Annotated in this window: 14 protein-coding genes; 7 read left to right on the top strand and 7 right to left on the bottom strand. The window is 46.7% G+C overall.

Annotated features, from left to right (window positions below; translation table 11 throughout):
- Positions 1 to 10 precede the first annotated feature (10 nt).
- From K941_RS0105385 to K941_RS0105360, 6 genes are all read left to right on the top strand, one after another.
- A complete protein-coding gene (locus K941_RS0105385; protein ID WP_029102805.1) occupies positions 11 to 1,468 on the top strand; it encodes a type IV pilus assembly protein FimV in 1,458 nt (485 codons plus the stop codon).
- Positions 1,469 to 1,526: 58 nt separating this feature from the next.
- Positions 1,527 to 3,506 (top strand): FimV/HubP family polar landmark protein, encoded by a 1,980-nt coding sequence (locus K941_RS0105380; protein WP_029102804.1) that lies wholly within the window; start codon positions 1,527 to 1,529, stop codon positions 3,504 to 3,506.
- A gap of 103 nt (positions 3,507 to 3,609) precedes the next feature.
- Positions 3,610 to 4,581 carry an asparaginase domain-containing protein gene (locus tag K941_RS0105375; protein ID WP_036387566.1) on the top strand — a complete coding sequence of 324 codons (972 nt, stop codon included), beginning with the start codon at positions 3,610 to 3,612 and terminating at the stop codon, positions 4,579 to 4,581.
- A 6-nt stretch (positions 4,582 to 4,587) separates the two neighbouring features.
- Positions 4,588 to 5,394: a tRNA pseudouridine(38-40) synthase TruA gene (gene truA, locus K941_RS0105370; RefSeq protein WP_407662284.1), complete on the top strand. Its 807-nt coding sequence runs from the start codon at positions 4,588 to 4,590 to the stop codon at positions 5,392 to 5,394.
- 62 nt (positions 5,395 to 5,456) lie between these two features.
- Positions 5,457 to 5,678 carry a translation initiation factor IF-1 gene (infA, locus tag K941_RS0105365; RefSeq protein ID WP_029102801.1) on the top strand — a complete coding sequence of 74 codons (222 nt, stop codon included), beginning with the start codon at positions 5,457 to 5,459 and terminating at the stop codon, positions 5,676 to 5,678.
- A complete protein-coding gene (locus K941_RS0105360; RefSeq protein WP_029102800.1) occupies positions 5,668 to 6,321 on the top strand; it encodes an esterase/lipase family protein in 654 nt (217 codons plus the stop codon). Before infA ends, K941_RS0105360 begins: the two co-directional genes overlap by 11 nt.
- Positions 6,322 to 6,347: 26 nt before the next feature.
- Here the strand turns inward: K941_RS0105360 and K941_RS0105355 are convergent, their stop codons facing one another.
- From K941_RS0105355 to K941_RS14830, 4 genes are all read right to left on the bottom strand, one after another.
- A complete protein-coding gene (locus tag K941_RS0105355) occupies positions 6,348 to 7,547 on the bottom strand; it encodes a TIGR03862 family flavoprotein (protein ID WP_029102799.1) in 1,200 nt (399 codons plus the stop codon).
- Positions 7,537 to 8,202, bottom strand: coding sequence for a class I SAM-dependent methyltransferase (locus K941_RS0105350; RefSeq protein WP_084137681.1), 666 nt, complete (start codon positions 8,200 to 8,202; stop codon positions 7,537 to 7,539). The genes K941_RS0105355 and K941_RS0105350 overlap by 11 nt, the downstream gene beginning before the upstream one ends.
- Positions 8,203 to 8,313: 111 nt before the next feature.
- Complete coding sequence (locus tag K941_RS0105345; RefSeq protein ID WP_029102797.1) at positions 8,314 to 8,628, bottom strand: ATP-dependent Clp protease adaptor ClpS; 315 nt, start codon at positions 8,626 to 8,628, stop codon at positions 8,314 to 8,316.
- Positions 8,629 to 8,649: 21 nt separating this feature from the next.
- The gene (locus tag K941_RS14830) at positions 8,650 to 9,408 is read right to left on the bottom strand and encodes a coiled-coil domain-containing protein (RefSeq protein WP_051225899.1); all 759 of its coding nucleotides are present in this window, start codon (positions 9,406 to 9,408) and stop codon (positions 8,650 to 8,652) included.
- A 317-nt stretch (positions 9,409 to 9,725) separates the two neighbouring features.
- Between K941_RS14830 and K941_RS0105330 the strand changes: the two genes are divergently transcribed.
- The gene (locus K941_RS0105330) at positions 9,726 to 11,333 is read left to right on the top strand and encodes a carbon starvation CstA family protein (protein WP_029102795.1); all 1,608 of its coding nucleotides are present in this window, start codon (positions 9,726 to 9,728) and stop codon (positions 11,331 to 11,333) included.
- 93 nt (positions 11,334 to 11,426) lie between these two features.
- On the opposite strand, the gene K941_RS0105325 is transcribed toward K941_RS0105330, so the two are convergent.
- Genes K941_RS0105325 through prmC form a run of 3 tightly spaced genes read right to left on the bottom strand, consistent with a single transcriptional unit; the run spans position 11,427 to position 14,384 of the window.
- Positions 11,427 to 12,740, bottom strand: coding sequence for an ABC1 kinase family protein (locus K941_RS0105325; protein WP_029102794.1), 1,314 nt, complete (start codon positions 12,738 to 12,740; stop codon positions 11,427 to 11,429).
- A 26-nt stretch (positions 12,741 to 12,766) separates the two neighbouring features.
- Complete coding sequence (locus tag K941_RS0105320) at positions 12,767 to 13,501, bottom strand: HesA/MoeB/ThiF family protein (protein WP_407662303.1); 735 nt, start codon at positions 13,499 to 13,501, stop codon at positions 12,767 to 12,769.
- A gap of 46 nt (positions 13,502 to 13,547) precedes the next feature.
- Complete coding sequence (gene prmC / locus K941_RS0105315; RefSeq protein WP_029102792.1) at positions 13,548 to 14,384, bottom strand: peptide chain release factor N(5)-glutamine methyltransferase; 837 nt, start codon at positions 14,382 to 14,384, stop codon at positions 13,548 to 13,550.

The following is a 14,384-nucleotide window of genomic DNA, read 5'->3' as shown; positions in this document are numbered from 1 at the left end:
AAGGATAACTATGTCTTGGCATAAAACTCACCGCACTACTTTTATTTATCAAGCAGTGCTTGCTTCGTTGTTTGGTATGGTAAGCCTAAATGCTTCCGCCATGAATCTAGGTCAAGCCAACATCACATCGGCACAACACGAGCCTTTATCTGCCACGATAAATGTTACTAATATTGACGCTGCCAACTTCCACGCATCTGTCGCCAGTAACGACATATACCGCCAAATGGGGCTCAGTCCTGATGCTCAGATTTCAGTAAATTTTACACCCACGTCAAACAATGCAGGTCAAATTACCCTAACTTCTAATCAACCCATTAGCACGCCCTTTGCCGATGTGGTATTAAACCTAAATAACAACGGCGAGCAAATCATTGAGCCGCAGACGCTACTTATGCCCTTGCCCGCCGCCAATGCTTTCATCCTACCCGAAGACAAAGTAACACAAGTGGTTACCGCTGAGACTCGACCCAACTTACCCGAGACTAGCCCCACCACCAAAACACCTGATGACACCATGTCATTAGACGAGCCAGCAACGCAGGTCATTACCCAAGACATACCTGTGCTTGAACCTGTTCCTACCGCTGTTGGTACCAGCGAAGGTAATATCATCTCTAAAGAAGAAACGGTATTATCTCAAATTACCCCTGAAGGCACTAACAGACAGGTTGACATCCTGACCGAAGAAATCGTCCGTCGTGTATATCCTGCTGGGCAAGTACCACCCACACCTACCAGCCCAACCTTTGACGAGCCATTCATTGCCCAAGACACCACACCAGAGCAGGTGTCGCAACCAAAGCAAGATCAGGTGACAACACCTACCGAGTCACAGTCAAGTCAAGCCATTTATGTCGTGCAACAAGGCGATAGTTTATGGAACATTGCTAATGTTATTGCACAGGCAAATAACATGAATGTCAATGAAGTAATGGCCGCGATTCATGAAACCAACCCCGATGCTTTCAATAAAGGCAACATCAACCAGCTCAAAACAAATGCTAACTTAAACTTACCCAACTATCAGGTCATACCATCACAAAAAGCGATTGCCGAAGCTATTGAAGCCAGACGTGCCAGCAAAGAGCGAGCTGTTACTGCAAGACAACCAACAAGTAGAAGTAACACAGTAAGACAAACCAGAAAAGAGGCACCAAGACGTGGCAGTCAAGTGGCCGCCAAGCCTGCTCAAAAAGCCCTGCCAAAGGCTCAGATGACCTTGGTAACACCCACGCAACAAGGTAGTGCTACAGGCACCAACAACAAACATTCATCCAACACAGCGACAGGTGGCGGTAATTTAGTAGGTACTTTGAAAAATACACGTCAGCAAACTGCCAGTAATGCCAAACGTGTTAACAGTCTAAACGAAGAACTCTCATCAGCTGCTAGAAAAGTTCAACTACAAAATCAAAAACTTGCTGAACTTGAAAGCCGCTTAAAAAGCCTCAAAGAGAAAAAATAATTAACAAAGGGCAATGCCCATTAAGCCCATCTATCAGGCTTAATAAATCGGAGTTATCATGGAAACCATTATTATCGCCATTGGTGCTGTTGTTGTAATTGGTATTGTGGCGTTTTTTGTATTAAAAAAACTACAAGCTCAAAAAACAGAACTGCCTGCCAGTCCACAGGCTCACATCCCTACTCAGCAAACCCCAGTAGCACCCACACCGACAGCAACTGGTAATGATCTTGCCATCGCTGAGGCTCATATCCGCAATCAGAACTACAATGAAGCGATTGCCGAGTTAAAACGGGTACTAATGACCAATCCCCGTCATAACGATGCGATGCTAAAACTGCTACAAACTTATGGCGTCACCAAACAGTTTGCTGCCTTTAACCAGCTACACCAAAAAATCCATGAGATTGCCGATGGCGAGACCATTCGTGAAGCTGATTTTTGCAAATCGCTATTAGAAGATGAGATAAACAGTGGCGCAGGACAAGCACCCACACCACAGCCCACTCCTGCTCAAACAGCCGCCGTGGTCGCTCCTGTTGCTGCTGTGGCAGTTGCTACGCAAAATCAGACATCTGATGCCTTTGATAATGGCTTAGATTTTGACTTTGAAACACCAGCATCCAAGCCCACACCAAGTGTTACCACCAACACTGACACCTCACTTGATTTTGACTTAGAAACCTTAGATGCACCAGCACCTACCGCTGAGCCTACGCTGAGTGGTAGTGACTTTGATTTAGACTTTGACACTCCTGTTCAGCCACCACAGCCTACTGCTGAGCCGACATTAGATTTTGATGATTTCTCCTTTGACGAACCAGCAAAAGAGGTGGTAGCACCTGCACTTAGCAATGAGCCTACGCTTGACTTTGACACCACATCAGATGATTTGATGAGCCTAGATGGCAGCTTAGAGAGTGATTTAGATGTGCAATTTGGTCTTGACCCTGCCCCCGCTCCAACAGCGGTAGACAATCAAGCCAATGATGCACTAGATGGTTTTGATTTTGAATTTGAAACGCCAGAGCCTACCCCTGCTGTCAGCGAACAACCCAACTTAGATTTAGATTTTGGTACGATTTCATCAAATAAAGTTAATGAACTTGCCATCGAAGATACCTTAGGAGGTCTGGGCAATGATTTGGGCGGTGACCTAGACTTTAATTTTGAAGCCACTCCCGAACCCATCCCAACTCCTGCTACACCTGATACAGCACCAAGTGATGACTTAGCTCTTGATGGTTTTGACTTTGATACTGATGTATCAATCGCCACACAAAAGCCTGTTAGTACACCACAAGCAGAAATCAAGCCAGAAACCGAACTAAGTGAGTTTGGCGACTTTGATTTGACATTTAGCACCGAAACCCCATCTGCTCCTGTGGTAGATACCACGCCAACTGCCAATTTGGATTTTGGTGATTTTGATACCAAGCTTACTGCTGAACCTGCTACTAAGCCAGCTCCGATACCAACCATTGACCCCAGTGATGAATTTGCTGATTTTGACTTAGGGTTTAATGAGACTACATCAGCACCTGTGGTTACACCAACTGTTACCCCCACTAGCAGTGCCGATGATGATTTAGGGTTTGGCGATTTGGATTTGGGGGTAGAGTCCACGCCAGCAGTGAGCGAATCTGTACAAGATGATGGCTTGGCATTTGACACTACCGATTTGGCGTTTGACACCACGCCTGTCACTGACATACCAAATGACAGTCTTGATATTGACGGTTTTGATTTTACCGAAACACCTGCCACAATCACGCCAGAGCCAACTCCTGCTTCTGTTTCTGAGCCAGTTACTTCTGTTACACCCGTCACAGCCGTACCAACGCAAACAGCAGGCATTCCATCAGAGCTTGGTTTTGTTGATGAACTGGACAATACCGGCATCACTTTAAATCTTGCCAAACAATATCTTGACCTTGGCGAGTACGACAGTGCCAAACGTCTGCTTGATGAAGTAATACAAACAGGTAATGCCACTCAGCAACAAAACGCACGTGAGTTATTAACCCAATTAGTATAATGTCGTAGCTACCAACATATAAGGCATGTCTTACGATGTGCCTTTTTGCTTTTTTGTAAAAACCATGTTATGATTCGCCCAATCATTTTACACTTAGCTTATCATGCTCTATCAATCAGACGACATCCATCTCATTTATGCTGGCGGTACTTTTGGCAGTCATGGCACGCCTTTATCGCCCTTACCCGCCCATGAGTTTTTACCTGTTTTACAAGATTTATTAAACAGCCGATTAGGCAGCAGGCAAGTCATTTTGGATAATGACTGCATCAAAGACAGTAGCACCTTAACCCCGACTGACTTCGCCCATTTTTATGAACTCATCAGTACCGCCCATCAGCAAGGTGCCAGACGATTTGTACTGATTACAGGTACGGACACCCTAAGTTTTTTGGCAAGTTTTTTATTTCACGCCTTTACCAACCGCGACTTATCCTTGGTAATTACAGGAAGCATGAATCCACTACTTGTGGCAGATAATCCTACTTATCACATAGATGATACCAGCGATGCTTGGCATAATCTATCAGATGCCATCAATGTCGGCCAAACCCGTCAAGGTGTGTTTGTGCAGTTTTGCCACCAAACCTTTTGGGCGGACAACACTCAAAAAATAGACAGTCTCAATCCCAATGCCTTTTATGGCACACACGTTAGTCATCCAAGCCTGACATTACCCACAATCCATCCCGAGTCTTTTGACATCATCAAACATCACGCCAATACCGCCAACATCAAAAGCATTTTTTTACTGCCTAATGACACAAACCACATCGCCCAAGAGCTAGCCAACATCAATGACAACACCACCGCTGTCATCCTTATCGCCTATGGGGCAGGCAACTTACCCAAAAGTGATGCCATTATCGCCGAGCTTGACCGACTACATGAGCAAAACATCCCTGTGGTATGCACCACCATGTGTCCTTTTCATGGGGTGAGCACCACTTATGCCGCAGGGTCTTGGCAATATGCTCATCATGTGTGGTCAGGGGGGAAATTGAGCATTCCTGCCATCTACGGGCGACTTTTATGGCTGGCGATAAATAACGCTTTATGTTCTGATAACTGGTGATTGGTGATGAGCATGACAATCCACGCCATTGGCATTGAGTTCATTGGCACGCATTATAAAGGCTGGCAACGTCAGCAAGAAGTGGACAGTATTCAAGCCCGCCTTGAATACGCCATCTCCAAAGTCGCCAACGAACCTGTGGAAGTCATCGCCGCAGGTCGCACTGATGCAGGGGTGCATGCAGGTAATATGGTAGCTCATTTTGCCACCACCGCTCATCGCACGCCCCACCAGTGGCTTCGTGGCGTGAACACCCTACTGCCCGACGACATCGCCTTAACGTGGGTTACACCCATGCCTGATGACTTTCACGCACGCTTTGGTGCCATCGCTCGCCGTTATCGTTACATCACCCTAAACCAACCTTATCGCCCTGCCATCTTACGCCATCAAGTCACTCATTTTTATGAACCCCTTGATGTCGATATTATGGTGCAGGCAAGCCAACTTCTGCTTGGCACGCATGATTTTAGCAGTTTTCGCTCATCCATGTGCCAATCTAACAAGCCCGTCCGAGACATTCATCACATCCGCCTATTTAAACATGGGGCGTATCTTGTGTTAGACATTCAAGCAGACGGCTTTTTGCACCACATGGTGCGTAATATCATGGGCATGCTGTTTGCCATTGGCACAGGCAGGCTCCACATTGACGCTTTGCCTGCACTCATCGATGCCAAAGACCGCTCACTACTACCACCCACGTCAGATGCGGACGGGCTGTATTTTATCAACGCTTATTACCCTGATAAATTTCAACAACTACTGCCAAAACAGCCTTTGACCCCACTATGGCTTGGTTTATTAGAGTAATCCATTGCTATTTTATGTAATTTCCACTATAATACTGCTTTCATTTTTAACTTATCTGACTTATGGCAAAAAAAGACGACATCATCGAGTTTGAAGGCGAAGTCATTGACACGCTACCAAACACCCTATTTAAAGTCCGCCTTGACAACGGACACGAAATCATCGCTCACATCTCAGGCAAGATGCGTAAACACTATATCCGCATTCTGACAGGCGATAAAGTCAAGGTTGAGATGACCCCTTACGATTTATCCAAAGGTCGCATTACTTATCGTGGCAAATAAACCTACCACGCTCGTCTTGCATGGTTTGCACCAAACCAGTTTGATTGTTTATCCGCTTGCTAGATACATTCGGCGAGCGGGTTTTGTCGTGCATATACCCACCTATCAGAGTCTACGCCAAGACGTCTCGGCACACGCCAAACGCCTAAATGACTACCTGCTCACTCATCATAGTCCCGACAAACCCATCAATCTCGTGGCTCACAGTCTGAGCGGATTGGTGATTCGGCAGTTTTTACACGACTATCCCGCATGGCAAGTTCATCGCTGTATCTCCCTTGGCACGCCCCATCAAGGCAGTGTTTGTGCCACTTATGTCAAACGCACGCTGTCACCCTTAGTCGGACAGTCCTATATCGGAGCGTTGGACGGCACTTGCCCGAGTGTACCTAATGACGTGGAATTTGGTGTGATTGCAGGGGATAAGTCCCAAGGCTTGGGTCTGCTGTTTTTAAATTATCACAATCGCCACTACCGCACCCGACATGCCCATGACGGCACGGTATTTGTCCATGAGACCGAACTACCATCTGCCACCGACAGCCTGATTTTACCTGTCACTCATACAGGCATGCTAACCAGCTCTGCTGTTGCCAACCAAGTGGTACATTTTTTGGAATACGGTAAATTTAGACGGGCTTAGCCTATCTAGGGTGTGCTTTTGGCTTTTTAGCTTGCCTTTATCGGTTGCAATTTTAAAAGGTGAGCCACGCCACGCCCCACCGCCTGCCCTGTGGCAAAACATGCCGTCAAAAGATAACCACCCGTTGGGGCATCAAAATCCAACATCTCACCACAGACAAAGACAGCAGGATTAGATTTTAGTTGCAATTCATCAGTTAATGCCGACCGCTTGACACCGCCACCTGTGCTAATGGCTTCATCCATCGGGCGAAAACCATCAAACATCGTCGGCAGGCATTTAACAAAACTTGTCATGCGTTCGTGATTTGCCCAGTCTGCCCTATGGGTACATTCACGAATTAGGGCGATTTTGATGTCATCCAAGCCGATTTTTCGTAAAATGTTATTTAAAGACTGCTTTTTATTTTTGGCAAATATCTTGGCGATGTCATCTGGCGATTTGTCAGGCAATAAATCCAAATACACCCTTATCCCATCATGACACGCACGCATGGCTTTGTTGTATTTATAAATCAGCCCGCTCTCCATGCCATAATGAGTGATGATGATGTCGCCTTGGGAGGCAGGCTCGCCCTCTGTCCACAGACCCACCCTTTTTAACGGTTTACCAAAAAACTTCTCCATGTAAGGCGACCACGACCGCACCACCCCGACATTACTGGCGTACAACGGAGTTAGCTCATCGTCAGACAGCCATGCCTGCCATGTGCCTGTCGCCCCCAATCGCTGATACGAACCACCACCACACGCCAGCACAATGGCATCAAACGTCTGCTCAAACTCCGCCCCATCATGGGCAAATCGCACAGCATTACCATCCACGCCCAAGCACTCATGACGATAAAAAATCTGCACGCCCCTCGCCATCAAGCGACGTAACCACGCCCTTAGAAATGCCGATGCTTTCATCTGCACGGGAAAAATCCGCCCACTTGACCCGACATAGGTCTCAATGCCCAGCCTAGTAAGCCAATCCACGACCCACGCATTATCACAGACTTGCAAAAAAGGTGTCAGCCAGTCGGACGGGGTGTAACGCCCCACAAAAGCCGTCATCGGCTCGGCATGGCTGACATTTAGCCCTGTCTTGCCTGCCCATAGGATTTTGCGACCTGCACTTGGCATTTGCTCATAGACACAAATGTCCACATCATAAGCGGACAAATGCTCTGCGACCATAAGACCACTCGCCCCTGCCCCAATGATGGCAATCTTAGGCTTCATCGCTTGACGACCGTGATAAATGCAAGGGCAATGTCTCATCAAAACGGGTGCGATAACCGCCAGGCTTGGTAATGATAAGTTCTTGGCAACGCTCGCCCCGTGCCAAATATTTAATCTCAAAATGCGTGCGTGCCGACGTCGACTCTATCTGCCTTTTGCTATAAGGCAGTTGCCACATCTCAGTAAGCAGTCGCTCAGCTTCGTCGATATAGTCGCCAATGTTACTTGCCAAAATAATCTGTCCGCCATCTGCCATCTTGGACAGTAACAGCTCAAAAAATGGCATATTCAAAAAACGTTGGTTTTTGTTTTTGGGTTCGGGGTTGGGGTATAAGATAAAGCAGGTTTGGATCTGCTTGGGATACACCGCAAAGGCTGTCCACGCAATGGCGTCAGCGTGAATGGCGGTCAGGTTGGGCGGATTTGCCATGCCTGCTTGTTTATCAAACGCTTCAAACTTTATGGCGGTGCGTTCTATGGCATACAGGTGTTTATCAGGGTTTTGGCTAGCAAATAACAAGGCATGCTTGCCCTTGCCTGCCCCGATTTCAAGGCAAATGGGTGTATCAGCAATGGGATAAAAATCCCTAGGCGGATGCAAACTGGCTAAATGAAATATTCGGGGGAAATGATGAGATAACGGATTGGATGGCATAAAAATAATGAGCCTAAAAATGATTGGAAAATGATAGAAAATGACAGTTTTTGTAGCAATACTGTTTTAAAGATAAGATATTGATTTTACACAAGAATATATTTTATTCTGTTATGCTCTCTTTAAAGTAACCAACAGCGGAAACTCGGCTTCTTCGGCATACTCTTGCACGATGGCGATTTTCATCTCGCCAATCTCTTTGGGTAGGGTCGCCACAATCGCCTGCCCTGTTTGATGAATGTCCATCATCAAAGATACGGCTTTATCCATGCCATGAGCAAACACTTCAACGAGCACAAACACCACAAAGTCCATCGTGGTAAAGTTATCATTATGCATGACCACATGAAACAATGGGACTTCTGCCTGTTCTGGCTTAGTTATCACATCGTTTTGGCTGTCGATATCAGATTCATGTTGGCTCATATCACACCTTTGCTTTTACTGTTATTCGCCTGCACCGACAGGACGCTCACTCACGCCCTTATCTTCCCTTTGGGCAACGACTTCGCCCACTTGCCAGTTATAGAGCTGTTCGACACGCTCACCACCTGCATTGATTTCTAGCTTGATTTGCTTAGGCACAAAATCTTTGGGCATGACAAACCGCCCACGAATCCGCTCCACGTCTTTAATCTCATAAATGGCAGGTTTTAAGGGGATTTGCACCATGCTGGTGGCATTTAGCAGGGTCATCTTGGGTGCCATGTTCATGGTCGAGCCTGATGACGCTATCATCGCCACATCAAAACGATACTCATAGGTGTTATCAGGCAACGCCAGAATCTCACTGCCCAATATTTCAAGGGGAATACCGCCATCTTTGGCAAGTTTTTTCTTAAACAGCTCATTAACCTGAGCCAGTTGCAGGTTTTTTGTGGTCAGCTCTTCATTTTGTTCACGCAACGTTTCTAGGTTTGACAGGCTAATGTCACGCTCTTTGACCGCTGAGTCAAGCTGTTGTTTTAACTTGGCTTCATTGACCGTCATGCCTTGTAATGGGTCTTCACTGCCGTCTTGGGCTTGAACGGTTTGCAGGCTCACCCCTTTTCTTAGTCCTTGCTTGTGTCCAATTTTATAGCCAAAAACTGCCATGACCATCGCTACCAACGCCAAAGCAATGACAAACAGCACCAAAATCTGCTGTGCCGAACCACGCTGATGAGAAATGCCTTGCTGGCGAAACTTACGATTTAAAGAATTCATGACAAAATCAAACCACACAAAGTGAACAATAAAGAGACATGTATATTTACACGTAAAAATGCATTATTATACCAAAAAATTAACAAACGTTACGCCCTAATTTTTACCAATTTACCCTTTAAAATACAAAAATCATTTATTTATAAAATTAATCATAAATTGTTATCAGCTACCCACAAATGTGCATTGACGTTTTTATCGGTTTGCGGTATTGTAAGCGATGGTAAATTTTGGTTGGTTTTTTAAAAGACCATTATTTATTAACTTTATTTATTATGCAATAAACTATTCTGATAAAGCAATCTAGGAGATTGTTTATGTTGTGGTTTTTCTTTTGTGTCGCTGTGTTGGTGGCAGGCTATTTTGTGTATGGCAAGATGATTGAAAAAATCTTTGTCATCAATCCCAACAAAAACACCCCTGCCTACACTATGACAGACGGCGTGGACTACATCCCCATGTCCAAAAAACGCATTTGGCTCATTCAACTGCTTAACATCGCAGGCACAGGCCCAATTTTTGGCCCCATCTTGGGAGCGTTGTATGGTCCTGTGGCAATGCTATGGATTGTGTTTGGTTGTATCTTTGCAGGGGCGGTACACGACTACATGTGTGGCATGCTCTCAGTGCGAAATGGCGGGGCAAGCATGCCGTATCTGACGGGCAAATATCTGGGGCAACCTGTTAAGCATTTTATTAACTTGCTTGCTGTTGTCCTGCTTGTGCTTGTTGGCGTGGTCTTTGTCGCAAGTCCTGCCGCCCTACTTAGCTCCATCACCATGGATACTTTTGGCAGTAACGCCACAGGGGTGATTAATATCAATAATGCCGAGAGCGTTACTGTTGCCACCGAGAGCGTCAAAAATACCGTGTTTGGTATGGATAAAGACACCATCGTGGTGTTGTGGACAGCCCTGATTTTTATTTATTACATCATCGCCACATTACTGCCCATTGACAAAATCATCGGTCGGGTTTATCCATTTTTTGGCGGATTATTACTATTCATGTCGCTTGGCATGACTTATGGTCTGCTTAAAAATGAATTTGGCGGACAGGGTGATTATTTCTTTAATAGCATGGGTGGTTTGACGGTTGAGAGCTTCTTTATGAACTTACAACCCAAAGGCGATTTGCCTATTTGGCCTCTCTTGTTTTTGACCATTACCTGTGGCGCGTTGTCGGGCTTTCACGCCACGCAGACCCCGCTCATGGCTCGCTGTGCTGAGAATGAGTCCGAAGGTCGCTTTATCTTTTATGGAGCGATGATTACCGAAGGCGTTATTGCCCTGATTTGGTGTGCGGTCGGCATGTCGTTCTATCCTGACTTGGCTAGCCTACAAGGTGCCATTGCTGACGGTTCACCCTCTAAGGTGGTCTATGACAGCTCGATTGCCTATCTTGGCACCATTGGCGGTATCTTTGCGGTGCTTGGCGTGGTTATCCTGCCCATCACCTCGGGTGATACAGCGTTTCGGGCGGCACGGCTTATCATTGCTGAGTTTATAACCATGGAGCAACGCACGCTCGTCAAGCGTTTGTGGATTGCCATTCCGCTATTTGTTATTGGCTTTATCATCTCAAAAGTGGACTTTGAAATCCTATGGCGGTATTTTAGCTGGGCAAACCAAACTGTGGCGGTGGTCATGCTGTGGACAGGGGCAGGCTATCTGTATCGTTATCGTAAGCTCCACTGGGTTTGCACATTGCCTGCCATCTTTATGAGTGCGGCATGTTATACGTTTTTAGCGTACAACAAAATCGGCTTTGGGCTTGATTATACGCTGTCGGTATGGATTGGCATTGGGCTGACAGCACTAACCACAGGGGCATTCTTTATGTTTGTCAAACGTGAAAGCGTGGCAGGCGACCCTGATGCGGTGGTGGTGGAAGAAAAAATCACTTCTACGGCGATAAAAGTGTGAAAATGCAATTATAACATGCAAAAAACCACGTCCTAGAGCGTGGTTTTTTAACAAATTTAAAATGCAATTTGTGTTACAAAAGATGGGTACGCTTTAATTTGATGCCCTTTCTTCTATCACCACCTTTAACCGCTCGCCTTCAAACAGCTCCATCTCAGGGGCAAGTGTCACCATAAATCTATCAAAGTACAATAACTGCTTGGTTAATAACGCAAAATCCCTAGGAAAATGTACGCCATAACGCTTGCCAATCTCCACAAGTTCTAGCATGAGCAGGTTCAGATTATCCGTCTCTTGGGGCGAGCCATGCACCTTGTCCATCATCGCTTTTAGGTCGTCTGCCAGTTGTCCTACTTTGATTTTATCATGGCTGTGGGTCATGCCAATATCGACCATCGCCTGTGCCATGCCGTGATAGTCGTTAAGCTGCAGAGACTGCACCAATGAAAAACACGCCTGCAAACTGCTCGGCTTAATCTGCCCCATCAGCCCAAAATCCAAAAAGGCAATCCGCCCATCGGTCAGATACATGAGATTGCCTGCGTGCAAATCCGCATGGAACTCGCCCGTCATCATCAGCGACAAAAACCACGTATCTAACACATCCGCCATCACTTTTTGGGGTGTGGTGTGATTGCTTTGGGCGATGTCGCTAAGCAAGCTTTCATCAACGAGCGACTTACCAACCAACAAATCCATGACCAACACACGCTTGGTCGACAGGTCGTGATGAACTTTGGGAGCGGTGATGTGCTGACTGCCTGTTTTTTCTAAAAATTCACGAAATTTATCAATGTGGCGAGCCTCCGCCAAAAAGTCAGTCTCAGCAGTCATGCGAGTGCGAATCTCATCGATGATGGGGGCAAGATTGGCAGTTTTCATCATCGGCAAGAGTCGCTCCATCGCCCAAAACGCCCCATGTAACACCCCTAGGTCAGTCTGCATAATCGCCCCAACATCGGGCTTTTGGATTTTTAGGGCGACTTTTCGCCCATCTTTTAACACCGCCTTATGCACCTGTGCGATACTCGCTGACGCCAGTGGCACAGGGTCGATGAACGCAAAAATATCATCAAGCCCACGCCCATCATCGGTCAGCTCCTCAGTCAGCACGGCTTGCATTTTGGCAAATGGCACAGGCGGTGTGGCATCCAAACAGTCAGCAAAGGCAAGCACATACTCACGGGGAAACAGTGATGGTGTGCTGGCGATGAACTGCCCAAGTTTGATATAAGTCACGCCCATCTGCATAAAGGCATCTTTTAACAGATAAGCATCCATCTGCTCGCCCTTGGCAACACGCAAGGCGGATAGCCCTGCCACGCTGGCACTTTTATGTAGGCGACCTAGGACGTTTGCCCCTGTGTTTAGGGATTTTTTGGCAAATTGTAATGGTGATGTTTTCATGGTTTTATCATCTAAGAATGGTACGGCTAAGCGTGGCACAGTGGGCAGTGTTTATTGGTGGCAAATCGCATTTTTTGTAAAGTCATGGTTCTACCCCGCCATAATAACAGCTCGTGAGCGATGGGGTTATGCCTCCGTCCGAGATAATCTAGGGCAATCTGTGCCGACATCGAGCCGATGATACTCACGGTGCTAGACAACACCCCTGATGTGGCACAGTTTTGGGTAATACTGCTGTTATCATCTTTGTCCTGCCCAAACAAACACTCATAACAGCCTGTCTGCTTATCAAACAACGCAATCTGCCCCACTTCACCAATGGCAGAGTTGGACAACAGGGGTAAACCGAGCGTTCGGCAGGTTTGGTTAATCAAATAACGACTGGTGAAATTATCCGTGCAATCAATCACCAAATCCGCACCACTACCCCCAATTATCGCTGTGATGTTATCTGCATTTAGCTCCACGTCCTGATGAGTGATGTTAATAAACTCATTATGCATCGCCAATGCACGGCTTGCCACTGCCACCTTTGGCTGACCGATGTCCGACTCTCTAAACAGTGTTTGGCGTTGCAGGTTACTACGGCTTACCACATCAAAGTCAATCAAATGCATGCTCCCCACGCCTGCCCGTGCCAGAATCTGCGAGACAGGACAGCCCAGACCACCCACACCCACAATCAGCACACGGCTACTTTTTAGGCGTAGCTGTGCATCCATGTCCCAGTCATTTAGCAGAATCTGACGGGCATACCGCATGAGTTCATTATCGCTAAGCTCACTGGTAGTCATTTTTTTATCATTATCACTCATCACAAATCCCCATCGTGATTCTATCATTGCCGCCATAGTCTTTGACGGTGCGAACGTCTTTAAAGCCTGCCTTGGCAAAAAGCGTCCGCACGCCTGCCCCTTGGTCGTAGCCATGTTCTAAGGCTAATACGCCACTGGGCATGAGATACACTGCACTGCCCTTAATGATTTTTTCAATATCGGATAAGCCGTGATTGTCTGCCACCAATGCCGTGATAGGCTCCGCTCCCAACTGCGCCAAATGCTCATCGGTGCGTGCGATATAGGGCGGATTGGAGGCGATGACATCAAAGCTCTGTATGGGGATATTTTCATACCAATTTGATTGGATAAATTGGCAATTTGCCACTTGCAAATCTTGTGCATTTCGCCGAGCAACGTCTAAGGCACGATGAGAATAATCCACCGCCAGCACCGTACTAGACGGCAACGCCTTTGCTATGCTTAGGGCAATACACCCCGAGCCTGTCCCCAAATCTAATATCCGAGCCTGCCCCAAACCCTTATCCGCCGCCACATCAAGCGCCGCCTCCACCAACATCTCTGTATCAGGGCGTGGGATAAGCGTGTGTTCATTGACCGAAAACTCATGCCCAAAAAAGCCCTGCCTGCCGATGACATATGCAAGTGGCACGCCCGAGCATAGTTTTGCCATGCCACTTTCTAGCCCATCATATTCATCAGCAGTCAGCAGATAATCATCGTGGGTGATTAAAAAGGCTTTGTCTTTATTTAACACAAATAACAGCAACGACTCAAACCAATGATAAGGCAGGTGTGCGTGCGATAGCTTGCGAAATTGGGCTTTTAGGGCATTGATGGTGTGCAT

It is taken from the genome of Moraxella caprae DSM 19149, assembly GCF_000426885.1.
GTDB classification, from domain to species: domain Bacteria; phylum Pseudomonadota; class Gammaproteobacteria; order Pseudomonadales; family Moraxellaceae; genus Moraxella; species Moraxella caprae.
The sequence above is the reverse complement of the archived record's forward strand: the minus strand, read 5'-3'. Positions and strand labels throughout refer to the sequence as shown.